This window comes from Paenibacillus sp. EKM10P (assembly GCF_011800655.1).
Lineage (GTDB): Bacteria > Bacillota > Bacilli > Paenibacillales > Paenibacillaceae > Paenibacillus > Paenibacillus polymyxa.
Map to the genome: position 1 here is coordinate 35,352 of NZ_JAALET010000006.1, position 24,643 is coordinate 59,994.

The 24,643-nt window shown below is 45.7% G+C and carries 21 protein-coding genes; 5 read left to right on the forward strand and 16 right to left on the reverse strand.

Annotated features, from left to right (window positions below; genetic code table 11):
- Positions 1–48: 48 nt before the first annotated feature.
- The 7 genes from HFE01_RS15975 to HFE01_RS16005 form a co-directional block, all read right to left on the reverse strand.
- Positions 49–1,638 carry a S8 family serine peptidase gene (locus tag HFE01_RS15975; RefSeq protein WP_107734474.1) on the reverse strand — a complete coding sequence of 530 codons (1,590 nt, stop codon included), beginning with the start codon at positions 1,636–1,638 and terminating at the stop codon, positions 49–51.
- A 146-nt stretch (positions 1,639–1,784) separates the two neighbouring features.
- Positions 1,785–2,567, reverse strand: coding sequence for a muscle M-line assembly protein unc-89 Uncoordinated protein 89 (locus HFE01_RS15980; RefSeq protein WP_167438547.1), 783 nt, complete (start codon positions 2,565–2,567; stop codon positions 1,785–1,787).
- Between the two features lie 97 nt (positions 2,568–2,664).
- On the reverse strand, positions 2,665–2,940 hold the full coding sequence (locus HFE01_RS15985; protein ID WP_019685874.1) for a peptide maturation system acyl carrier-related protein: 276 nt from the start codon (positions 2,938–2,940) through the stop codon (positions 2,665–2,667).
- 13 nt (positions 2,941–2,953) lie between these two features.
- Complete coding sequence (locus HFE01_RS15990; RefSeq protein ID WP_107734472.1) at positions 2,954–4,078, reverse strand: TIGR04066 family peptide maturation system protein; 1,125 nt, start codon at positions 4,076–4,078, stop codon at positions 2,954–2,956.
- 11 nt (positions 4,079–4,089) lie between these two features.
- Positions 4,090–5,544 (reverse strand): Cys-rich peptide radical SAM maturase CcpM, encoded by a 1,455-nt coding sequence (ccpM, locus tag HFE01_RS15995; protein ID WP_243208203.1) that lies wholly within the window; start codon positions 5,542–5,544, stop codon positions 4,090–4,092.
- 73 nt (positions 5,545–5,617) lie between these two features.
- Complete coding sequence (locus HFE01_RS16000) at positions 5,618–5,803, reverse strand: CLI_3235 family bacteriocin precursor (protein WP_080561119.1); 186 nt, start codon at positions 5,801–5,803, stop codon at positions 5,618–5,620.
- A 106-nt stretch (positions 5,804–5,909) separates the two neighbouring features.
- Entirely contained in the window at positions 5,910–7,652 is a 1,743-nt protein-coding gene (locus HFE01_RS16005; RefSeq protein ID WP_107734470.1) for an ABC transporter ATP-binding protein, read from the reverse strand.
- 228 nt (positions 7,653–7,880) lie between these two features.
- Between HFE01_RS16005 and HFE01_RS16010 the strand changes: the two genes are divergently transcribed.
- A complete protein-coding gene (locus tag HFE01_RS16010; RefSeq protein ID WP_260631837.1) occupies positions 7,881–8,456 on the forward strand; it encodes an RNA polymerase sigma factor in 576 nt (191 codons plus the stop codon).
- Positions 8,457–8,550: 94 nt separating this feature from the next.
- On the opposite strand, the gene HFE01_RS16015 is transcribed toward HFE01_RS16010, so the two are convergent.
- The 3 genes from HFE01_RS16015 to HFE01_RS16025 are packed head-to-tail and all read right to left on the reverse strand — an operon-like array spanning position 8,551 to position 11,598.
- Entirely contained in the window at positions 8,551–9,405 is an 855-nt protein-coding gene (locus HFE01_RS16015) for a carbohydrate ABC transporter permease (protein WP_013368987.1), read from the reverse strand.
- Positions 9,406–9,423: 18 nt separating this feature from the next.
- The gene (locus tag HFE01_RS16020) at positions 9,424–10,308 is read right to left on the reverse strand and encodes a carbohydrate ABC transporter permease (protein ID WP_016820227.1); all 885 of its coding nucleotides are present in this window, start codon (positions 10,306–10,308) and stop codon (positions 9,424–9,426) included.
- A 36-nt stretch (positions 10,309–10,344) separates the two neighbouring features.
- On the reverse strand, positions 10,345–11,598 hold the full coding sequence (locus tag HFE01_RS16025; RefSeq protein WP_025363775.1) for a sugar ABC transporter substrate-binding protein: 1,254 nt from the start codon (positions 11,596–11,598) through the stop codon (positions 10,345–10,347).
- Positions 11,599–12,170: 572 nt separating this feature from the next.
- Here HFE01_RS16025 and bglX point away from each other — a divergent pair.
- The 3 genes from bglX (at position 12,171) to HFE01_RS16040 (ending at position 18,969) form a co-directional block, all read left to right on the forward strand.
- Positions 12,171–14,345, forward strand: a complete 2,175-nt coding sequence (gene bglX / locus HFE01_RS16030; protein ID WP_181955930.1) for a beta-glucosidase BglX — start codon at positions 12,171–12,173, stop codon at positions 14,343–14,345.
- A 13-nt stretch (positions 14,346–14,358) separates the two neighbouring features.
- Positions 14,359–17,799 (forward strand): GH36-type glycosyl hydrolase domain-containing protein, encoded by a 3,441-nt coding sequence (locus tag HFE01_RS16035; RefSeq protein WP_107734467.1) that lies wholly within the window; start codon positions 14,359–14,361, stop codon positions 17,797–17,799.
- Between the two features lie 165 nt (positions 17,800–17,964).
- Entirely contained in the window at positions 17,965–18,969 is a 1,005-nt protein-coding gene (locus tag HFE01_RS16040) for a LacI family DNA-binding transcriptional regulator (protein ID WP_107734466.1), read from the forward strand.
- 94 nt (positions 18,970–19,063) lie between these two features.
- Here HFE01_RS16040 and HFE01_RS16045 read toward each other — a convergent pair whose 3' ends face one another.
- From HFE01_RS16045 to HFE01_RS16070, 6 genes are all read right to left on the reverse strand, one after another.
- Positions 19,064–19,741, reverse strand: a complete 678-nt coding sequence (locus HFE01_RS16045; protein ID WP_107734465.1) for a hypothetical protein — start codon at positions 19,739–19,741, stop codon at positions 19,064–19,066.
- A gap of 90 nt (positions 19,742–19,831) precedes the next feature.
- Complete coding sequence (locus HFE01_RS16050) at positions 19,832–21,049, reverse strand: stalk domain-containing protein (protein ID WP_107734464.1); 1,218 nt, start codon at positions 21,047–21,049, stop codon at positions 19,832–19,834.
- A 362-nt stretch (positions 21,050–21,411) separates the two neighbouring features.
- Positions 21,412–21,897, reverse strand: a complete 486-nt coding sequence (locus HFE01_RS16055; RefSeq protein WP_017425683.1) for a cytochrome c biogenesis protein CcdC — start codon at positions 21,895–21,897, stop codon at positions 21,412–21,414.
- Between the two features lie 39 nt (positions 21,898–21,936).
- Positions 21,937–22,704, reverse strand: a complete 768-nt coding sequence (locus HFE01_RS16060; protein ID WP_017425682.1) for an ABC transporter permease subunit — start codon at positions 22,702–22,704, stop codon at positions 21,937–21,939.
- On the reverse strand, positions 22,701–23,414 hold the full coding sequence (locus HFE01_RS16065; RefSeq protein WP_031462652.1) for an ABC transporter ATP-binding protein: 714 nt from the start codon (positions 23,412–23,414) through the stop codon (positions 22,701–22,703). Before HFE01_RS16065 ends, HFE01_RS16060 begins: the two co-directional genes overlap by 4 nt.
- Complete coding sequence (locus HFE01_RS16070) at positions 23,411–23,824, reverse strand: GntR family transcriptional regulator (protein WP_039276624.1); 414 nt, start codon at positions 23,822–23,824, stop codon at positions 23,411–23,413. Before HFE01_RS16070 ends, HFE01_RS16065 begins: the two co-directional genes overlap by 4 nt.
- 213 nt (positions 23,825–24,037) lie before the next feature.
- Between HFE01_RS16070 and HFE01_RS16075 the strand changes: the two genes are divergently transcribed.
- On the forward strand, positions 24,038–24,610 hold the full coding sequence (locus tag HFE01_RS16075; RefSeq protein ID WP_107734463.1) for a hypothetical protein: 573 nt from the start codon (positions 24,038–24,040) through the stop codon (positions 24,608–24,610).
- Positions 24,611–24,643 lie beyond the last annotated feature (33 nt).

Consider the following 24,643-nt stretch of genomic DNA (forward strand, 5'->3'; position numbering starts at 1 on the left):
TAATCAAATAATATTAAACGATAAGTATTTGGTTACGTATTTTATATATCAGTTTACCAGTAGCTGCTCTAAACTTGTATAAAAACGACCTATATCTCCCTCGTTTAACTCCGGAAAAACCCATTCTTGCGAATATCGCTGCTCTGTCTGTATAGAGATTTGAATGCTGTCAGCCTCTGCTACAGATATCACAGAAAGCTCAATATCAACCCCTGATACATCTTGCTCTTTGCTCCAATTTGAAATATGCTGAGCCTCTACGCAGAAAATGGCAATATCCGTATACGCACTATAAGCCATTGCCCCGGCAGCGATTATTAATGCCTGTAATCCATGGATTGCAGCTTTAAGAGGCAAATACTCCATATCATGCAGCATAGCGGTAGGCTGGTCTACCACGATCCAGCTTTGATATCCATCTCGGGCAAAGAAATCTCTCAGCACATGCAAAAAATATAGGATATCAAACTCCTTGCTATAATACATGCAAATAAGCGGAATGTGAGAAGCTTCTATCGCAATCGTCTCCTCCTGCTTTATAAAGAAATGATCCTCTTGCTGCCACCAGCGCAAATGGTCAGATAAAAAAGGCGGGGCAGGAGTGTGGCGTTGACTTGTAGAGATATAAACGACATGTTTTCTATAACGCACAGCCAATTGCTCCACTTCCTGCAACTCTTCTGGTTCCATTGTGCCCAGCAAGACAATCGTATCTGTCAGATCCCCACTCCATTTTCCCGTGCTAAAGGCTGAATCCGGCTGCTGCTCCTGCTCCCGGAGGATCGCTTGTTCGATGAATGCAGCTACTTTTGTGCGAGGAATTTGGGCTTCATATGGGGTCTGAAAATAATAAGGTGCTACCGAGCCAACTACACCCTCCCCCTTAAACACATGTGCACGTCGTATCCAATCTGGATGTTTGTATTGGATTACAGGTAAATCCGTATCCTGTATCGGACGGTAGCTATTCTCATACAGTATATATTTTAGCTTCTCTATAGAAGGAACATGCTTGGACTGCTGCAAAGCTTTACACACCTGGGCCGTAACGAATGGAGTGGCATAGCTATTGCAATTGGAGCAGCGCACAATCCCTCCCGTTGAATCTACCAGTTCATGTCTGGCAAAAGCGGTAAATTCAATACCACTTGAATAAGCTTTTTCAGCATCATATGTATATTGCCCTACCATAAGTATGCCGCTTCGGTCACAGCGTACTCCAATCACATTAGCAAAAGAAGCCGGATAAGTAAGAAGCCCCCCGTTTTGTGCAGCACATACCATAATCAGTCCTGCTCTAGCTGCATCATTTACAGCTTCTCGCAGCATTTCTCGATCCCGATACTTTATGCTTCCCAGGCTCATATTCGCTACCTGTACCCCATGCTTTACACACCAATCCAGTGCGGCACAAAGCTGCACCGCATTTCCTTTTCTATCGTTCATTATTTTCACACTGCTAATCATCGCATCCGGGAAATACGTTTGTACAATAGCAGCACACAGCGTACCGTGATTTAAGCTACGCCCATCTTCTGCGCCCCCATGCGCTATTTCGACGTCGTATAATAAATGAGAGTTCAGGAAGTCAGCATTCACCCCATCGTCAATGATGGCTACATGGATCTTGGCATTCATTGTTTCTCCCCCTCCTCCTTCGGATCGCGAAATGGTTCTCACTGCTCTGTTCCATTTCATTAAGTAAGAGGAGGGTGCCTCTACGAACGTTAGCGTTCGTCTATAAGCACCCTCCTAGTTCGTGTACTATACGCAAAATAACTGGATCAGACTGCAATATTTACGTTCGTACCTGCAGCCTTCTCCTCTTTTTTAGCCGAATCCTGGTAGGCATTGATTTCTTGTTCAGTCCACACTCTGCCGGCCTCTGGACTTACCTCCTTCTCATCCTTTGGCTCATCCCGTTCAGTCATCGTCGGTGCATTATTCGCGGCTTCACTGATGCGCTCATTAATACTCGCAGCGATTCCCATAATTTTTCCGTCAAGCCCTTCTGCCTTCTCACGCAAAGCCGCTGATTTTGCAGGGTTAGTGCTTTCCCAGCCCTTAGCCTCGCTTCCCAATGTGATTTGTGCCATTTTAGCTATTTTGGCATTCTTCAACTCATTGTTTGCAGATACTATACCATGCATGGTATAGGTGATCAGATTCTGTCTCTGTTCCTCAGCAGTCTTGGGTATATATTGTTCCTTTTTACCTTCCTGAGCCTCTTTTTTACTGTCCTCATCCATGCCTAAGGCCTTTTTTTGTTCTTCCAGTGACTGTTTTTGAATGTTCTCATCAATTTGCTGAATCTGCTTATCGATCTCTTCCATTTCAGCCTTTACAGCTTCTGGACCGAGACCACGCTTGAGGGCATTACTTACATAGTCCGAACGCCTCTCCATTAAATTTTGCTTTTGCTCTGTCAATTGTTGAATAATCTTGTTTTGCGGCTTGCCTATACTCTTTCTTTCAGCCTGCGCGGAAAGTGGATGCCGTAGTTCAAGTCGGTTGTTATCTGCGGTGCGGAACGGCGATTGGTGAGATGATGTAAAAGATACATTCATCCTAAAACCTCCAATTCTCTTCTAATAAGTGATTCTAGAGGTATATCGGATTTTTTTGTATGTTTTTGTATGTTTTATCATCATTTTCACAAATCCTTCATTCCTTTTCCACTGCCAAGCAATCCTTTATCGTCTCATACAAGCTGTTATATGTAAGCAACCCCCCTTCCAATATACGCTCCTCCGGAATTTGGATGGCGAATCTTTTTTCCACCTCAAATAATAGATATACCAGATCTCGGGGAAACAACCTCATTTCTGGCCCTAATAAAGTAGCCTCTTTATTGATCTCGCTCGCTTTGATGTTAAAAAGTTCCCCAAATACATTTTCCAGCTTAGCTCGTGTTTCTGTTACATCCTGAGTAAAGTTCATATTCTTCCCTCCATTAGAACTGAGCTACATGATGATCGACCGAAAAATAGTGTAAAATGTCCTCCGTCAGCTTGCCCATATCCTCATCGCTAGACAGATTGAGTATAGGCACGGGATAACTGGAAAACTCTTGTTTTTTCTCTTCCACAAAACGAGGATTAACAGAAGCATATTGCAAATTCACTGAGGAAGAAGAATAGCTATCGAATACATTGTTACTCAAGGCGTATCCCAGCAATGAAGAGGAAAAGCGATTTTCCATGTATTGTTTGACATGCTCCAGGTATTTCAGATTATATTCATCATAATGAAGACAACAGATCAGCCCATCGGGTCTAACTGCACGGGATGCCAAAAATGAGGTTACTCCAAAATAATTCGTGAATGTGTTATTAAAAGGAACAATCCCGCCTGGGATACCTACGAGTATCAAATCCGGCTTTTCACTCTGCTCTATTTTTTTCAAATATCGATTAAACATAATAATCTTTTGCGTCTCGGTCATCCCGCCCTCAAACATAAACTGCGGGAAAGAATGCGCACCTATCAGCTCTCCGCATCCGTTAGATGTCACTTGCGATACCTGATATCCTTGTGCTTCAAGCTTCTGCCGGATGTTAAGCTGCAAATTAAGCTTATGGGTTCGCTCGTTCAGACCTATTACAAACATAACCGGTGTAAAAAAATCATGTATGGCGGAAGACGGGTCCGGTGGTGAAATATGTTCCGTGCGCACATCAAATGTATTTTTTAAAATCAGCTTGTAGCCATGCTCCTCACCGGGCTGAATGAGTTCCATACATGAGTCTGGCAAAGTGAAATTAAACATAACTTTTTTTCCAAGTTGTCCAGCCTTCTTGATCACTGGGAGATACACCTCAGCTACATCCAGCTTGAAGTTAGATTGTACCAGTAAAATGTCATCACAGCTCTCTAATTCCTGTTCCAAGCAAGACACCGGCTTCACGATAAGGCCTGTTACTTGTCCCTTGTCCACCACACAGGCATCTTTCCCGATCATACCCGACCCTTGAAAAGAAATAAGTACAACTTCCCCATAACTTCCTAATAAGTTCAAGTTTCTAACCAGAGCTATCGTTTCATAATCAAATGGAAAAATGATTAATTTATTCGTCATGGAGACACCCCTCATGCTTTTTCAAAATCAAGGATCGTATCCTCAGAGAAATCATATCCCAGCTCATTCATCATGCAAAAATCAAGTAAGGTATGCCTGATATCATTCTTAACTACAGAGCAGTGACTCAGCTTCTTTTCTTTAGACAAGGTGTGCAGATCATCTGCTACAGCCACACATAGCGTACAAAAACGGAAGTTCCAGCAGTCTTTACATGCATCCTCCGTAACCGTCCCTACATTTAAAATTTGGCTGATTTTATCTATTTCAAAGCCAGTGTCCACCTTTCCAATCTGCACGACCTCCGACTGCTCACTCACCCGTTCGCATGGAAACAAGTTTCCATGTACATCAGCAAACAGGCGTTGAACACCGGGCACACAGGGTCCGCCATGATGTGCTTCTATAGGCATCCCCGCCGAAGGCTTTCTATAATGAAACATTCGGAAATAAATCTGAATATAATAGTCTTTAATCAGTTTGGAGACATGGCTTTCATCTACTCTTCCAAACTTGGAGAGCATCATTTTAAAAACCTCATAACCCCTCTGCTCAATAAATTCATTCCTGTACAAGATTTCATCCTTCACATAAGCATCATTAATGTAGGAAGACCTCACACTGTACAGACTTTCGAACGTTTCATAGTTCGTATAAAAGTCGTTAATGCAACCAAAATCATTGCGAGTATCCAGCACCACATTAAAATTGATCCATTCAAAGAGAGCAGGGTAATTCCTTTTAATTGTGTCTACATTGGCAATGATCGTATCGAACGAGCCCCGCCCGTTAACAGCAAACCGTCTGTTTCTGTCATGATTCTCCTGATCTCCGTCCAGACTGATCGTCAGCACAAAATGATGCTCATCCAAAAAGTCCAAAATCTCTTCATTAAGCAGCGTACCATTGGTCGTTAAGTGAAAACCCACATCTCTGTATGCTACCTGCTCCTTGATATATTCAACACATTGCTTGATCAAAGGGAAATTAATAAGCGGTTCTCCCCCATAAAAACCAAAGTCCAAGCGGTCACTGTCCACTGACCGATCAATGACAAAATCTATACACTTGCGCGCTGTCTCAAAATCCATCATCAGACTGGTATGACCCCGATTCTCATATCCTCCTGAATACACGCAATAAGAGCATCTAAGATTGCAATTTTGAGTGACCTGCAAAGTTAGGGTCTTCAACTGATGCTGAAGCATATGCTCCAAGTGCTTCGTCTTCGGATGCATCATAATCTGTGGACGCTGCGAAGATAAAAATCCGTTATCCAACAAGTCACGGATATACTGCTGCAACTCCGGTGTAGCATCCATCTCATCCAGGTCGAAACTGGAATGCGAATTCAGAAAATGATAAGCCTCCTCTTTAATCCGTAAGATTAAATTGGTATTTACATCATATACATAATGGTGGAGTCTCGTCTGAAACGTGTATATAAAAGGTTTGCACATGTTCATGATTCACACCTACTCTGTTTTGATGTGGACAGAAGAGCCTGCAATTTCCAGGCTCCTCCATACAAATATAAACTTAATAATTACCAATTCCCGTTCCATTATCTCTGCGATAAGAACCGTCACTTTCTCGCGATGTATTGGAGCTTCGAGTCAAACTGCCAGCACAATAACAGGAGCAAGGACAATAACAGGAACAACCACAGCCAAATGCCTCAATCGTGTCGCCTACATTCGTACTTCTTTTCACAAGCTTGCGCATGTAAAACTACTCCTCTCATTTTTTAATATGATTAAAACGGGTGTTCACCCATACTAATTCCTTACATAGTGTTAAATCACACGATGAAAGCGTTTGTTTTTTTTCATCATTTTATAGGGACCTCTTCTTTCTCTGATATCCATCCTCTGTATTCCGTATGACAGGTCATAAAATGTGAATGTGTTCCGATTTGGAGTGGTTTGCCACGTTCCAACAAAATAACTCTATCGACATGCGCTAATATCTCACTGTGATGGGTAACGATCATTACGGTCTTGTCACGCAATCGGGTCTTCAACAATTGTTGGACATTTAGCCTGCCTGCCACATCCAAATGGGAAGTCGCCTCATCGAGAATATACAATGGCGCTTCTCTGACCAATGCCCGGGCCATGGCTATTTTCTGTCTTTGCCCTCCCGACAGCTTGGAGCCATTCGAGCCTATTGGGAAGTCATCTGCGAAGCTGTGAACCAAATCTTTCAGACCAACCTCCGCGATAATTCCCTCTATCGCTTCATTACTGACTTCTGTGCCTAAGAGGATATTTTCAAAAAGAGTAGTATCAAATAAATATAAATGCTGGCTGACCAAGGCTATCTGACTTCGATACTCATCTATTTCATAGCTTTGAACGTCCATGCCGTCATAAGTGATCATCCCCTGATCAGGCTGGCTGAACCTCATCATCAAATCCAAGAGCGTAGACTTTCCTGCCCCGTTTGCTCCTATGATAGCTATCTTTTCCCCCCGGGCAATCCTAAAGTTCACGTCGGATAGGATCGGCTCATCCTTGGTATATGAAAAAGAAACATGATGAAACGAAATGTGGTCCTCAGGAGGCGGCTCAGGGAGAACAGACGCAACAGGGACTGAATTAGATGTCTCTTCCTCTGCCCAATCCAAAAACTGATAGTATCGCACGGCAGAAGGAATAACTTCGGCCAGCATGTAGCCAATGTTTAAAATAGCGAAAATGGGAGTGGTAACATAAGCACTGTAAGTAACAAAGGCAAAAATACCACCTACAGTGAGCTGTAAACGAAAAATAAGATCAGCTCCAACAACATACACAAGCATCATCAGAAGTTGAATTACAATCGATTCTGAAGCGATATTCCAAGCATCCAGAAGAGACAGTTTCCGTTCCGAATCTACAATTCGCCGCTGTTTGGATGAGAATTGCTGATGCTTACCAGGGATAAGACCAAACATCCGCTGCTCCTTCATACCCCCGACAGATTCCCCAAACCACTGGGCAAAATCACTGCTGCCTTCAATCAAATCCCCCACCAGTCTTTTTCTGCGCTTCACAAAATACTTCACTACAACATATTTGATAGGCAAAAAGCACAGCACAATTACAGTCATTTTCCAACTAATAAGCAGCAGACCACATAAACCACCAATCATACTGAACGCCTGCATAATAGTAAAAAACACTCCACTATCTGTGATCCTTGAAACATTACCTACATCTGTACTAATCTGGTTCAACAGTTCAGCTTCGTTGGTTCGTTTAAAATAGCTCATTCGGACTCTTGTCAGATGCAGATACGCCTTTTCAAATAAGGAAAAAGTAACCTGTGCGCTTAAGCCTGCCCGAAAGAATTCTTTACACACATTCAGCAGCTTGTCCAAGCAAACGATGAAGAACGCAGCAGAAGTGTACAGGACTACAGCCCGCATATCTCCTTTCAAGAGACCTTGATCTACAATAGTCTTGCTTGTCAAAGGCAACAATATATTCAAGCCCGCTGATACGATGAGACATGTCACAATGATCACGACTGTCTTCAAATGAGGTTTAAAGGTTGCTGCCAAGTGTTTGTATACTACAGAATCCTTCATCCTTTTCCCCCTTCAGCTGGTGCGCCCTCTCCCCCTATTAACTAATTCCGTATCGGAATCAAAATCACCTTAAAATATCTCTTAACTGTTCTAGTAATTCCACATTTGCGAGATTAAATATGATTTTTGTCATTCTTCAAAATTGGTATTAATGTATACGATTGGAACATGTAAAAGTCATTTATCTTTTTATCCGTCCAAAGGGGGCTTGAACAAATGCCGACCACGATGGTTACTGACTGTTGCAAAGAGGATCAATGCAGAGGTAGTTCCAGATGCTTTTACAAAAAAATTTGTGAACTGTATCTGAGTGAGGTATATCGGTTCTGTATGCATTTAATCAAGAATCAATCTTGTTTTAAATTTATGGCAGAAGAATGTACACAAGATACTTTTGTAGCGGCAAGACAGCAATTGGTCAAGCTCAAGCATCACCCCAATGTTAAGGGATGGCTGTACCTTACGGCTAGGAATCTCATATATAAATCATTTAGGTGCTACTATACGCAAAGAAAGCATGAAACTACGCTTGAATGTGAGAAAATATGTGGTTTTTCGAATTCGGTAGAGGAGGAGTGGGAGAATCAAAAGCTGGAAGATGTGGATACGGTGATTGTTAGCATACTGATGCAGCTTTCCAACATTGAATATACGCTCTATCAGGATTACTTTTGTCAACAACTGCCTGTTTCCTTCCTCGCTGAAAAATATAATATTTCAGTTACGGCGACAACGACCCGGATTTACAGACTAAAACGAAAAATTCGTACATTATCCCATCAATATTGTCTAACTCATATATAAATATATCCATGTAAAGCAAAAAAGCGGAGCTTCTCTCCTAAAGAGAAGCTCCGCTACTCGTTCTGGTGACTAAACTTGCTTTCACCCTATACCCCTACTTAATTCCCGAAATTGTATAATTCTCGATAATATACTTTTGGAAAATAATGAAGATAATCATAATCGGAACAACCATAAAGGTCGAGCCCGCCATTTGCAGGGCAAATTGACTTTCGTTCTGTCCCTTGAGCAGTGATAAACCTACGGACAAGGTGTACAGCTTCTCATCGTTCGCAATAATGAGCGGCCATAAGAAGCTGTTCCATCCACCGATGAAGGTCAGGATCGCCTGTACCGCAATAATCGGCGTCGAAATGGGCAGCACGATTTGTAAAAAAGTGCGGAACTCCCCTGCTCCATCAAGTCGTGTCGCCTCCAGCAGTTCTTCCGGGATATCGGACATGAACTGCCGGAAGAGGAAGATCGCGAACGCGCCCACCAATCCAGGAAGCACAATCCCCAGCATGGAATTGGTCAACCCCATCTGATTCAGAATCAAATAGACGGGAATCATCGTCACTTGACCTGGAATCATCATGGTTGCCAGCACCAGATAGAATAGAAAGCCTTTGCCCTTAAACTGGAATTTGGCAAAACCATAGCCCGCCATGGCATTAAGGAATAATCCAAAGAAGGAAGCTAAGACAATGATCAGCGTATTCGTCAGATAGGTTCCAAACGCCATGCTATCGAATAGGATTTTAAAATTATCCAGTGTAAAATGCTCCGGCCAGATGGTTGGAGGAATTTTGGTTACCTCACCCTCTGTCTTAAAGGAGGATAAAATCATCCACGCAAAAGGCAGCACCATCAACAGACCTCCCACAGTCAGGAGAATCGCCACGAACCATTGAAATGTTTTTTCACCACTGCGCGTATTGGCGCGGGCTTGCTGAACAGCTGTTTTCACGTTCATCACCTCTCTCTATCAGGACTCCGCTTTATTTTGCAAACGGAACTGAATCAGCGTTACCGCGATGATCGCGAAGAACAGAATGAACGATCCCGCCGCGGCATACCCGAATTTACTAAATTGGAAGCCGTTATTGTAAATGAACAAGGATGCCGTCAGCGTGCCGTCCAGCGGTTTCCCTTTGGTCATGACAAAAGGTTCCTCGAAAAATTGCAGCCAGCCGATCATCGTCGTGATGGACACGAAGAAAATAGCGTAACGAAGCTGCGGAAGTGTAATATAACGAATCTGCTGCCATGTATTGGCCCCGTCAAGCTGTGCAGCTTCATAATAAGAGCCCGGAATCCCTTTAATAGCCGCAATAAAAATAATCATGTTTAAACCGATGCCCCGCCAAACCGCTAACACAATCAGCGAAATTTTCGCTACTGTTGGATCGGTCAGCCATGGGACGGGACCCAAATTCACCAGACCAAGTACGTAGTTGAATAATCCAAGCGTCGGATTATACAAATAGCTCCAAACCACTGCGACCGCAACCACATTCGTTACGGACGGCAGATAGAACACGACGCGGAATACTTTGAAAGCACGTGATTTACCCATGTTAATCAGAATCGCGATGCTGAGTGAAAATATCAGCACCAGCGGAACGCCAATGATAACAAAGAACAACGTATTCCCAATGGACTTCAAAAAGGAAGGGTCCAAAAGCACGTTCGTGTAATTTTCCAATCCTATAAAGCGAATACTTTCATAATTAACGAGTCCGGACAGATCCATATCCGTGAAGCTGATCACGAGCGCCAGTAGTATCGGCAATAATGAAAACAGCGTTAACAGGATGATGGAGGGACCGATAAACAAGTATGGCGCAAGCTTCTGCGAGCTTCCTTTCATGCCTTCACTCCCTTTGACAATGACGGATATGGATCATTATTTTTTCATTATACTTGCAGCCTGCTGATTAAAGTCATCCATTTCCTTCTGTACATCGGCATGACCGCGGTAAATACGCTCAAAGCTCTTGATAAATTGTTGAGAAACCTCTTCCCATGCAGCCAGTTGCGGCAATGCTGCGGAATGATCCAGCTGTTTGCGAATCGTCAGAAGCATCGGATCACTCTTCAGTTTGGCATCTTCCCACGATTTAGTAGTCGCAGGCAAGTTACTGGACAGCTCCATCCATTTCAGTTGTGTTTCTGGTTTGCTCATGTAAGCCAGGAATTTGGCTGACTCCTCTGGGTGCTTGCTGAATTTCATAATTGAAAGGTTGGCTCCACCCAAAACGGATAGGTTGTTTACTTTGCCAGGAAGCTCCGCAATATTCCACTTGCCTTCCAGTTCTGGTGCCTTGCTCTTGATTTCTTTAATCATGAAAGGACCGCTGATAAACATTGGAACGATCCCCTCGCCTTGCAAACCTTGAACGGAATCAATTCCAATATCCACTGCGTTAGAGCCATTTTGGAAAAAGGTATTTACATACTTCACAGCATCTACAAACGGTGCTTGGTTGAATAGCGGATTGCCCTGCTCGTCAACCAGCTTGGAACCGTTCTGGAGAGCAAACATAAAGCCCATAGACTGCTCCTTTGCACTAAAGGAGATACCATATTTGCCTTTACCCCGAGCTGCTAGTTTTTGAGCAGCATCGGACAGTTCCTCCCACGTTTTAGGTGCTTCATTGTATCCAACCTGTTTCAGTAGGTCCGAACGATAGAATAAAACTCGCGTTTCAGTGTACCAAGGTACGGCGACCGGTTTAGCTTCAAATTGAGCCGTACTCACAGCGCCCTTGAAGAAATTTTTCGCTTCAAGCTCAGGGTATTTGCTGATGTAAGGCGTGATGTCTGTTAGTGCACCCGCAGATGCTAATTCCGGCACCCATGATGTACCGAGCTGGACAACATCTGGACCTGATTTTGAGGCAACCGCCGTGAGCAATTTGTCGTGAGCGTTATCCCAAGGCAACGCCTGTACATCAACGTGAATATCTGGATTTTCTTTTTCAAAATCTTTTACAATTTCAGGCAGCAACTTCCCTTCCGCTCCCATTCCCCACATGGTGATGGTCGTCTTGCCATTTGCATCTTTGCCCGACGAATCATCCTTGGATGAACAGCCTACCAGCGCACCCCCCAGTAATAAGGTGCTTGCCAAAATGATTCCCAATGTTCTTTTCATCATACGAATTCCTCCCGAGATGATCAGTTTACCGATCATGCAATATGATAACGGATTCAAGCACATGAATTTTGCAAAAATTCAATAAGCGACTTCCAATGTCCAAATATTGCAATTTGGAGCGACTGAAATCGAATTTTGCAAAATCCTGATACATGCAAATATATAGCAGTTAAAGCATACCGTTATAACAATTATGTTTAAAGCCTAAGGACCATACTCATCAATAGAAACGTTTCGATAGTCATTATAGAACAAATTGAAACCGTATTCAATAGGGATATTATTTTTTATTTACTTGGAATCGCATCTCTTTTTCATTTATTTCAATCTTTATTACGCTATTTGTCCTATAAAAAACTCCCGTTTTGCATTTGACTCTCCATTTGGAAGCGTATATAATCCAACTGAGTCCAACAATAGAAACGTTTCGATTAATAATACAACAGAAGATTATGCTTCTATACTAGCTATTAGCCTGTTCAGCACTTTTTTGAATCAACTTTATCCCAAAAATCTCATGAATCTGAAAAAGAGAGCTGTTTTACCAACCAAACAGCTTACGGAGGATTATGATGGAACAACACCTGAATTCGTATTTACAAAACATGACTCTTGAAGAAAAAGTTGACCAACTGCTTCAGCTTGTGGGTGGCTTTTTTGAAGAAGCGGGTACAGAGGGCCAAATTACTGGGCCTATGGCTTCTCTCGGCATCACAGAGCAGACGGTTCACAACGTTGGTTCCGTGCTCGGCCTTGCAGGAGCCCAGGAAGCAATTCGTGTTCAGCAGGCTCATTTGAATAAAAACCGTCTGGGTATCCCGCTTTTAATTATGGCAGATATTGTACACGGCTTCAAAACGATTTTCCCTATACCGCTGGCTATGGGTTGCTCATGGAATATGGAACTTGCAGAAGAGAGTGCTACTATCGCTGCTCGGGAAGCAGCCGTATCCGGTGTTCACGTCACATTCGCTCCTATGGTCGATCTGGTACGTGACCCACGCTGGGGTCGTGTAATGGAATCTACTGGGGAAGACCCTTATCTCAACAGTCAATTTGCCCGTGCGTTTGTGCGCGGATTTCAGGGTAATGATCTGACGAATGATACCGAGCGGGTAGCCGCATGCGTGAAGCACTTTGCTGCTTATGGAGCCGGTGAAGGTGGACGTGATTACAATACCGTAGATGTATCTGCATGGCAGCTGCGAGAGTATTATCTCCCTTCCTACAAAGCTGCTTTAGATGAAGGCTGCGAAATGGTGATGACGTCCTTCAATACCGTAGAAGGCGTAGCGGCAACGGGCAACAAGCGCCTGATGCGTGATCTGCTTCGTGATGAATGGGGTTTTGACGGTGTGCTCATTTCGGATTGGGCCGCGATCAAAGAGCTTATTCCTCACGGCATCGCCGAGGATGAACGGGAGGCAGCAAAAAAAGCATTGCTGGCAGGCGTAGATATTGAAATGATGACCTCCTGCTACAATGGGCACCTGCCTGAGTTGATTCGCAGCGGACAGCTGGATGAAGCGCTCGTTGATGAAGCCGTGATGCGTATATTGAAGCTCAAACAAAAGCTGGGCTTGTTCGAGAATCCGCTACGCGGCGCAGACCCTGAGCGTGAACGTGAAGTGGTATTCTGCGAAGCCCACCGTGCGGTTGCTAAAGAACTAGCCATTAAATCATGCGTGCTGCTCAAAAATGATTCTGTGCTTCCATTGAATCGCAATCAACATGTTGCATTGATCGGACCTTTTGCAGAGAGCGGCGATATTCTGGGCTCTTGGTCATGGAGCGGTTCACAAGAGGAAGCCATTCGTGTTGTTGATGGATTCCAATCGAAAATATCCTCCTCGCTGCTCACGGTAGCGGCAGGATGCTCTGTAGACAACATAACAGAGGAGCAATATGCAGAAGCTCTGCATGCTGCCAGTCAAGCAGAGATCATCGTACTAGCGCTTGGCGAGCGCCCAGATATGAGTGGTGAAGCAGGCAGCCGTTCAAATATTCGCCTGCCGCAGGCTCAATTGGAATTGGTGAAACGCCTGAAGACACTGAACAAGCCCATGGTAGCCGTACTGTTTAATGGTCGTCCATTGGATCTGCACGGCGTCATTGAAGAAGCAGACGCTGTACTGGAAGCCTGGTTCCCTGGTGGCGAAGGCGGCGCGGCAATTGCCGATTTGTTATACGGTGATGCTGAACCTACGGGTCGTCTGACGATGTCCTTCCCGCAATCGGTCGGACAGGTGCCAGTGTATTACAATCATTTTAATACTGGACGTCCGCAGTTAGATCCGAACACAACAGAACGCTACGTGTCTCAATATCTAGACGTACCGAACGAACCTTTATTCCCGTTCGGCTATGGCCTGAGCTACACCGATGTAGCCTATGACAGCTTACAACTTTCAGGCGATACTCTTATTCCCGGTCAAGAACTGACCGTTAGAGTGCAGGTAACGAACACAGGAACACGTCCAGTCGAGGAGACCGTTCAGTTCTATGTCCGTGATATCAGCGGTGATACGGTTCGCCCAATGAAGGAACTGAAAGATTTCTGCAAAATCCTGCTTGCCCCAGGCGAAAGCCGGGAAGTGGAATTTACAGTGACCGAGCCTCAGCTGCGCTATCATCATGCAGATTTGAGCTTTGACAGTGACAGCGGTGAATTCGCCGTCTTTACAGGACCTAACAGCCGAGATACTACTGAAGGCCGTTTTCGGTTAGTAAAAGAAACAGGAAAGTGAGGCGTTCCCTTTGATGAATACAAGTCTAGACCAAAATATTTTGCTGCGGGCCGGAGACCTGTCTTTTACCTTCTTAAGCAGCGGTGATGTGTACAAGATCGCTCACGGCTCAACGATGATCAACCAACTGTTGACCAATTCAGTCGATGGTTCCCTGAACAATCTGTACTTGAGACTGTATCGTCCTTCCGGCGTAAGCATCACTCCTCTGCTGGGAGTTCGTTCGCCCGGCGTAATCCGACAAACGGATCAGCAGATTATATGGGAAGGGTTCACTGCCGGTGTAGGCTATCAGGTGACCTTCACACTCAGCCGCCTGGGAGTATGGTTCTGGGATGTAACCCTACAGGGCGATGATGTTGAAGCAGATATTGTGTACGGTCAGGATATCGGCATTGCCGATACCGCTGCTGTGCGCAGTAATGAAGCTTATTTGTCTCAATATATTGACCATACTGTCTATCATGATGAACAAAGAGGCTATACTGTTTGCTCACGTCAAAACCAGCCTCAAAGTCAGGCATTCCCATACATTCAACAAGGCTCGTTAACCCGCACTGTTGGTTACTCGACAGACGGATTTCAGTTCTTTGGACTTTCTTACAAGGAAACGAATGAGCCGGAAGCACTGCGCCGCGACACGCTCGCCAATGAAGTGTATCAATACGAATTCGCTTATACAGCGCTGCAATCTGAGCGGGTAAAACTCGCTGGGGAAGCTCGCTTTACGTTTTACGGTCTGTTCCAGCCGAGCCATCCGGCTGCAGTGACGAAGCTGGAGTATCAGGACCTGGTAACCAAAGCACGCGATGAAGTAGCTGCCGTTCTAGCGGACGCTTCTGAGACCAGCATACCAGCACACGCGGCAAGTGATCTTCAGGCAGGGCGTGTGGCCCCAGCTCAAACCATCGGTGAACCGCTGCGCACACTGGACTTGACCGATGCCGAAGTGAATCAGCTTTTCCCGAAACGCCAGGAAGAAGAACGGGATGGCGATACACTACTTTCCTTTTTCACGGATAGCTATGAGCATGTCGTACTCAAATCCAAAGAGCTTCGTGTAGAGCGTCCTCACGGACACATTTTAATGGGTGGGCATTACTCTGGAGGTAAGGAAGAAACCATTACAACCACTTCCTATATGTACGGGGTATTCAATTCCCAGCTCGTGATCGGCAATACGAATTTCAACAAAATGATCACCAACGTGCGTAATGCGCTCAACATTCCTAAGACATCCGGTCAACGTATCTACGTCGGAATTCAAGGAAAATATCGCCTGCTCACCATGCCTTCCCTGTTTGAGATTGGCTTTAATTATGTGCGCTGGTATTACAAAACGGCTGACGATACATTCATTATTACAAACCATACGAATGCTGATAGCCCAGAAGTGCGGCTTCACATGCGCTCGGCAAGTGGTAAAGCCTATCCATTCCTGATCACTCAGCAAATGTGTATGCATGTGAACGAATATGAGCTTCCGTTTCATATGGAACGCGAAGGTGATGACCTGCTCTTTAGAGCTGATTCCGCTTCCCTGAGCGCCGAGGCCTATCCCGACCTGCTTTACCGAATGCACGTAGAGGGCGCTCCATTACAGCATGTGAGCGACGCTCAAGCACTGCTACAGGGTGGAGCCTCTCCTGATGCATCCCTGGTCGTTTTGGAACTGGGCGACAGCAGCGAATGGACCTGCATTGTACAGGGCTGGCTGCATGGCCGCTCGACCGGGAAGGACCGAGCACACAAGGAGCTACACGCCTCCTTTGAAGATGAGCGCGAGCGCTACCGGGAGTATTTTGCCGAGCTTATGAATGGCTTCCATCTGACGCTTGGCCAACAGGAAACCAGCGAGCTATTCCGTGTGAACGCAGTGGCCTGGTGGTACACCCACAACATGCTCGTCCACTACTCTGTGCCTCACGGTCTGGAGCAATACGGCGGAGCAGCCTGGGGAACACGTGATGTATGTCAGGGGCCTGTCGAATATTTTTCGGCAGTGCAAAATTTTGATGAGGTTCGTTCCATTTTGCTAACTGTATTCAGCCATCAGTATGAAGACAGCGGAAACTGGCCGCAATGGTTTATGTTTGACAACTATACTCACGTGCAGCAAGAAGAAAGCCATGGGGATATTATCGTTTGGCCGCTCAAGGTACTGGGCGATTATTTGACCGCTACCCGTGATTACAGTATTCTGGGAGAAAATGTGCCTTACACCCATCGGCATACTTTCGATTATACCAAGCAGACTGCGACCCTTATGGAACATGCCCTGAAGGAAATCGAATATATTCGAGAGAATTTCCTGCATGATACGTACTTATCGGCTTATGGCGATGGCGATTGGGATGACACCCTCCAGCCAGCCAATGCGCAACTGAAGCAATACATGGCGAGCAGCTGGACGGTTGCACTCACCTACCAAGTGATTCGTAACTTTGCTGCTGTGTTGGAGCAAGCTCCAGCAAATGTAGTAAGCGAAGCGGATAAGATTGCACAAGATTTACATCAGATGGCGAACGGCATCCGTAAAGACTTCAATCGCTACATGCTGGAGAGCGGAATTATTCCAGGCTTTGTATATATGGAAGAGCCTGGTCAACCCAAGCTCATGCTCCATCCGTCCGACACCGAGACGGGAATCCACTACCGTTTGCTGCCGATGACACGCAGCATGATCAGCCAGTTGCTCACGCCTGAGCAAGCATTGGCTCATGAGCAGCTCATCCGCGAGCAGTTCCTCTGCCCGGATGGTGTGCGTCTGATGAACCGCCCTGCTCAATATGATGGCGGTGTGAGTTCGCACTTCAAGCGCGCTGAGCAAGCGGCCAACTTTGGACGTGAGGTTGGTCTGCAATATGTGCACGCTCATATCCGCTTTGTGGAAGCCATGGCCAAGTTAGGACGCAAGGATGACGCTTGGCACAGCCTGAAGCTCATCAATCCGGTCGGCATCCGTGCAACCGTACCGAATGCCGAATGGCGCCAAAGCAACGCGTATTTCAGCAGCTCGGACGGTAAATTTAACACCCGCTATGAAGCACAGGAACGGTTTGGTGAACTGCGGGAAGGAGCCGTACCCGTCAAGGGTGGCTGGAGAATCTATTCCAGCGGTCCGGGAATCTACATGAATCAGCTCATATCGAATGTCCTTGGTATTCGTCAGTCAGGCGAGGACCTGATCCTGGACCCTGTGCTGCCGGACGATCTCGACGGATTGGAATTTAAATTTTCCTTTGCAGGAAAGCCAATCACCTTCGTCTACCGCATGCTGCAAGAGCATACGAGCGGTGAGCAAGGCCGTGCAGTATTGAACGGTGCCCCTCTGGAAAGTGAGCCAGCCGATGATAATCGCTATCGTTCCGGTGCCTTGCGCATCAAACGTGAGACTTTCGAGCAGGCGTTAGCAGAACATAATGGTGTACACCGTCTGGAGATTATTTTATAAATCGAATGATGCATAAGCAAAATCAGGTATAGGCAACAAAGGAATGGCGATCTTGCGGGATCGCCCTTTGCTGCTTGCATGTAGAACTACGACATTTTGAATAGATATGTGGTTAATAATCCATATACAATAGCACATATAAGACGAACACAAGGAGGTGACGTTGTGGTCAGCATTAAAGATATCGCCAAACAGGCGGGCGTTTCCATATCTACCGTTTCATATGCTTTGAACGGTAGCGATAAGGTAACAGAAGAGACTTGCGCACGTATTTTGGCCATTGCCAAAGAGCTTAACTATGTGCCCAATGCCGCCGCACGGAATCTCAAGAAAAGGCAGACCAAAATTATTGGCGTATTCCTGACTGATTTTCGCGGAGACGTTTATGGAGATTTGCTGTACGGCATCAAGGAAATTTTGAACCGCAAGGGCTATGACCTCATTGTCTGCAGCGGCAAGCAATCACATCGAATGCTGCCAGAACGCATGATTGACGGTGCCATCGTACTGGATCAGACGTTTGATAGTCAGGAGTTGCTGAACTACGCCGAGCGCGGACATAAAATTGTCGTATTGGACCGCGAACTGAATCATCCTAACATTAACCAGGTGCTGCTGGATAACAAAGCAGGTGCCGCACTCGCCATAGAGCATCTATTGGAATTGGGACACCGCAAGCTACATGTTGTGACCGGACCAGAAGGTTCTTATGATTCCTGGCAGCGGATGCAGGCGGTCAAGCAGACCATTGAGCGTAGCGGTGTCGCCGAGATGATCGAAATTGACGGCAATTTCGAGAAATCGGGCGGCGAGCAGGCGGCTGAGATCATTTTACAGCAGCAGGCTCGCCCAGATTCGGAACCTGTAGCTGTATTTTGTCTCAATGATGAAATGGCCGTAGGCTTTTACAATCGAATGGCTCAGTCAGAGCTTACCATTGGCAAGGATGTTCATATCGTCGGCTTTGATAATATCGAGCTGGCGCAATATATTCAGCCCCGGCTGACAACGATAGACTACTCCAAGCGCAAATGGGGCGCTGTAGCCGCTGAACAGGTTCTCAAAATCATTGCCGGGGAAGACGTGGAGCATGAACGGTTGTACGTTACGCTTGTCCAAAGAGAATCGGCAGGCGCGGCGCTCATCACCCAAGACCAGCAGGAGCACTAATGAATCGCACAGAAGTGCCCCCACCTACCCACTTCCAAAAAAAAGAACTTCCACTGTCCCAAAATGGGTAGGAAGTTCTTTTAGCTATACTTATTTAACCTAACAAAACCTCAAGTAAATTCGCCAACGACCGTAAAGGATTGGCAATCGTCCGCCCTGTCTCCAGCTCCACCTGCAACGCAGCATCAACCATCGATAACTGTGCTACAGCCAGCCCTCTGCTGGGATCAGCCTTCCTCAATTCATGCAATGAACGAACCAGCAATTCCTCATACTCATCTTTACGTCCCTGCATAATCAGTTCAAAAGCGCCCTCCACCACCTTGACCTCTATCAAAGAAGAGAGGTCCGGCTTGCCTAATACATTGGCCGTATGATAAAGACGCTTCATCGTGCCCTCTACGGTAGCCGGATTCGTAAATACCAAGGTTCGTGGCAGCAAATCATCACACATCTCATGAAATAGAGGCTCATCCAGTGCGACAATTGGCGTAGGCATTGACCCTTGAGCCTTCTCCGCCAAAGCAATATAATTCGTACACGTTATCAAAATAACGTCTAGATCGCTTTGAGACATCCAGCTCAGCTGCTCTTCTACCTTGCGACTGGCATCATCTGAAGAAAAATGCGGATCCGACGATACCCGGCGCATAAGTCCCGGTTCCACAAAATGTACCAGCTCCACCTCATAAGAAGCAAAAGCTCGTTCCACATAGGCAATGTTCGAATGATGCGCATGCAGGCAACCCACACGTTGCTTCAAGTCTTCCACCGTCCAACCCCCTGATATGTTTGCCCCATTTTAACAGGAACCGGACGGTCTGGACAGTGCCAATCAGATCACACGACGAGAGCGTATTCTTTAAAATTTACCGTTCGTATTTTTCCACTCTGTTTTAGCTGGAATCTCCTGAACTACATCCCAATGCTCGGCTATTTTGCCGTTCTCCACACGGAACAGATCATAGACAGCAGCTGAGATTCCCTTAGGAGATTTCAGTTCACTTACAACCAGCACGAAGTTGCCTTCTCCAAGAACCATATGCACCTGATCATATCCAATAGAAGTTCCTTGACCCGTAGTGGATAATGCTTGCTTCAGACTAGATACACCGTCACCAAAAAGAGGATTATGCTGAATGTACTGATCCCCATTATAATAGCTTTCCAATGCTGCACGATTTTTGCCAACCAGCACATCATCTACAAACTTGCGGATCAGCGTTTTGTTTGTCTCGGTTTGGTTGAGATCCGTGACTTGTGTTGTTCCGTCAATCATGGTATGTCCACTTGGATTGGTTGGAGCCGAGTCCTGCATGTTATCCCAATGCTCAACAATTTTACCATTGCTATTGAAGCGGAAAATATCAAAAGCAATGCTCGTTTTCCCTGCAATAGACTTTTTATAATGTACTGCTACATCATTGCCATCCTGAATAACCCGCTGGACTTCAACCAGCACATTGGCTCCCTTGGATTGGCTAATCCCTTGCAAAAAGGCATCTCTCCCGCTAGCAAAGCTCGGATTATGCTGAATGTACTGATCTTTGCTGATCCAAGCCTCAGCTGCTTTCGTATCGCCCGTTTCAAAGCTCTTCAGAATCTCTACAACCTTATCCTTATTACTCACCCCGATTTGCAAGGTCTGGCTGGCCGGGTCCCAAATCACTTGCTTGCCCCACGCTTCTTTGACGACATCAACTGGTACATAGGTTACCCCTTGCTTGGTCAAGATGGTCGAGGTGGATAGTGGTACCTTAATCCCGTTGATTTGCGCTTCCGGACTGCCTGATACCAGTACAACCGTCGCTTGATCATAACGAATCGTCGTACTTTGACGCGCCGTATTGAATGTAATATGCTTGGCGTCCAGCGGAATTCCTAAACTAGTAGCCAATTGTCTCAGGGGGATCAACACCTGCTTATTTCTCACGATAGGCGCAATTTTGTAAGCCTCCTTCTTGCCATCTACCCAAACCTGGATACCCGTAGTAGGTTTTACGTCGGCTGCTAAAGCCGGTACAGCAGAAGACAGAACGAGCAAGCCAGCAAGTGCAGCAGTAACCGTATGTTTTTTCATGAATGTAAGCCCCTCTCAACCTGTAAAATAGAGTATGGAACGCAATTTCTCTTTATGTAACTAATGTGGTTGCAGTTAACTACGAAGGTATGAACTCTTCCCCACCTATCTAACTTTAAACCCCATTTAAATCATTTGAAACCTTATTAACCCTCCTTTGAATTTTTATACTTATGACCGTTGTCATGCAAGTCACAAACCTTCGAATAAAGGATATGGAAAGCAATAACAATGTATGATCATCCTCATCATTTTATTATAAATAACATGTACTAATGAAGTTAGCTCAAAAAAAGCGGCTCCTATCACCAAGCGAATGGACGCTTTTTGAATAGAAAGCCGCTGTTACCTCATTCATATTGTTATACAGATAACGTCCTCCGAAACTTGATAAAGCTCCCAATTCGCCAGATTGAGATATATACCAGCGCCATCGTAATGGCCAGCATGCTAATTTCGGTCGTACCCAAACTACTGAGGTATTGAGTCAGAACAACCCGAATCAAAATAATAGCGATAATAATATACTTAAAATATTGGTTCGGCTTGGGATAGATGAGACCGTCATCTCGTCTTTCATACGCCGTATGCAGCAAAATAACGTAGCCAAACAGAGCCCCTAATAACCCAGCAACCAGCAGCTCCCAAAAGGCGGGAGGCGCGTACGTTTGACCAGGAATATGCATCAATTGATATACCGATATCATCATAGCTGGGAAAGCGATAAACATAGGGAGCAAAATCCGAAATCCTTTTCCCTTTACCGGGCCCCTTCGTCTTTTGGTTCTCAACCAAATCATCAGCCCCACCAGAACAGCCATCAATGCATAGATAAAGATTGTCGCCATGGTGAAATCCCTTTCTAATATAGAGTCATTTATCCTAAGTTAAATCGACAGTTTTTTCTCCAGCAAATAAGCGTTCAAGCGGATCAATGCATATGCAGCAACCCAACTAATCAACACCGCAACCGGAAAATGCCAGGTAAAAGGAAACCACTGTCCGTTGTGAACATGATGAAACTGCTCATAAATCCGCTGATCGCCTGACCAATAAAAGACGCTTCCTCCACCCATCAAAAGAATCCACAGGATTGGGCTAAGCGGCCGCAAGGTGCTATATTTGGTACTGGCCGTCAGCAGACCCAGCGCAATAACCAACGGCGTAAAGGCGATAATCATTACAAACCAGTTTAAGCCGGCTATCATAAAAGACGCTGCATCCGCAAACGTATAAGCCTGTATGGTCGATGAGATAAATAGCGCGTATAGAGAACCTACTACAAACAAGAGCAATATCACGACAATGGTTTGTAAAATAGCAGCAATCCATTTGGCGCTAATTAGCCACATACGCGGATAGGGAAGGGTCAGCCACCATCCGTAGGTGTCATTTTCCCATTCTCTTCTCAGCATTCCCACACCCATGAAAACAATCATGTACGGCAAGCCCAGAGTGACGTACCACAGCCTTGTCAATTCGAGTTGGTTGTGAAGAGCGAAGTACAAGGAAATCGCGAACGCCGCAATTAGAAATAGTGAGAAATATACAAGTCTCCACGATCTGGGCAGTCGATTGCGGCTTTGCTTTCTCCAGCTTCCTTTATTTCGAAATTCATGGCGTATTAAATCTTTGAACAGCCCGGATGAATTCACGCCTTCCACTCCCTTTTGTACAAATTGCGGAACACCTGGTTCAGCGAGCCATGCTCTGCACGCAGATCATCCGATTCACCAGACCATATCACTCGCCCGCGGTCCATCATGACCGTGTAATCAAACAAGCCTTCCACTTCCTGAATATCATGTGTGCTAATGAGTATAGATTGTTGCCGATCCTCCAAATAATCAATAATCCCAGCTACGATCGCTTCTCTAGAGAGGACATCAATGCCTACAAAAGGTTCATCCAAGATCATAAGCGGTACTTCTCGTGCCAGGCACAGAATCAGCAGCACACGCGCCTCCTGTCCGCGACTCAACCCGGCCATCTTTAGCTCCAATTCCACATCCATATGGTCAGCAAGTTTATAGGCATCCTTTAGATTGAAGCCAGGCAAAAAGGACTTCCCCCATTCCAGCGTCTGCTGAACTGTATGATTGGGATACCAGCGTGCCCGGTCAGGAAGATAGGATATATTCCGGTTGGTTTCCCAGCTAGGCTGTTGGCCCAGCACCTGAAGCTCGCCCCCGTCCGGCTGAATCAACCCCGTGACGGCTCGAAAGAAGCTGGACTTCCCGCAGCCATTGGGCCCAAGTACGCCTACAATACGTCCTGCTGGAATGACAACATCCAGTTGGTCCAATGCTTTTTTATTTCCATATTGCTTCATCAACTGCTTTGCGGTTACCACAGACTCCGTCATGCCTTTTCGCCTCCTTCCTTGTGATCTCCATCCTGTCGGCTTCTTATATATTGCTGTACATCTTCCCAGGATAATCCCAGGCTGCTCATCTGTCCGAGAAACTGTTCGATATACGACATAGCCAATTGTTCCCGAAAGCTGGCAATCCGCTCACTGGACGAAGTTACATACGTACCCAGACCGCGTCGCTTCTCAGTCAATCCGTCCCGTTCCAGCTCCTGATACGCCCGCATCACGGTATTCGGATTCATACGCAATTCCTGCGCCAGATCACGCACAGATGGCATTTTGCTTCCCATTTCAATCTCTCCTTTAGCAATGGAGCTTCGTACTTGATTTAATATTTGTTCATATAATGGCTGGCTAAAGTCTATTAAAAATCGGAACGAGCCAACCCGTTGTTCTTCCATGGGTGTTTCCCCCTAATTCGGCTGTATCTATCGTGCCTGTAGTGTATTATATCACTTAATACACATAATACAATAGCAATTCGTTAAAACGCTAGTCCTGCCTTCCAAATTCCACTCAGTAAATGCTCAGCTTGCGCTCAGATAGCATTCAAGTTAATCCCTTATGATGTATCACGTACCCAACAAACCATAAACGAAAGGTGGAAAATGAAGATGAAAAGCACCAAGAAAGCAATTTTGGCCGGAACGATGGCGTTGGCATTTTTAGGAGGCGGAGCGCTGTACTCCACAGGCGCAGCCCATGCTGCTTCAACTACACCTGAGAAGGCTCCTACTGCAAGCAAAGCACAGGCACCTAAGGGAAACCCTGGCGATGCTAACGGTCCACAAATCGCAGGAGGGAACTATGCTGAGAACAAGGCTCTCCTGAAACTCTTGAAATTGTCCTCCAGTCAGTTGGATACACAGTTGAAGGCTGGTAAATCCCTTGCTACGATCGCCAAAGCACAAGGCGTGAGCGTAAACTCCGTGATTGATGTGATGGTTTCGGATATGAAGTCGAAACTCGCTACGGAAAAACAAAATGGCAAGATTACCGCAAGCGAATATAACCAGCGTGTTTCCAATCTGAAGCAAATGATTACCGATATGGTGAATGGCGTTAAGCCCTCTAAGCCACTAGTAGACGGGGCTAAAGGAGAAGCAGGTAAAGCTCCAGCTAAAACAGATGCGGCTAAGGCTCCTGCTAAGCCAAATGCAGCTCAAGCATCTGCTAAGCAAAAATAGCTACAGCTTCTGTTTTCCAAAAGCTGTAGCTCG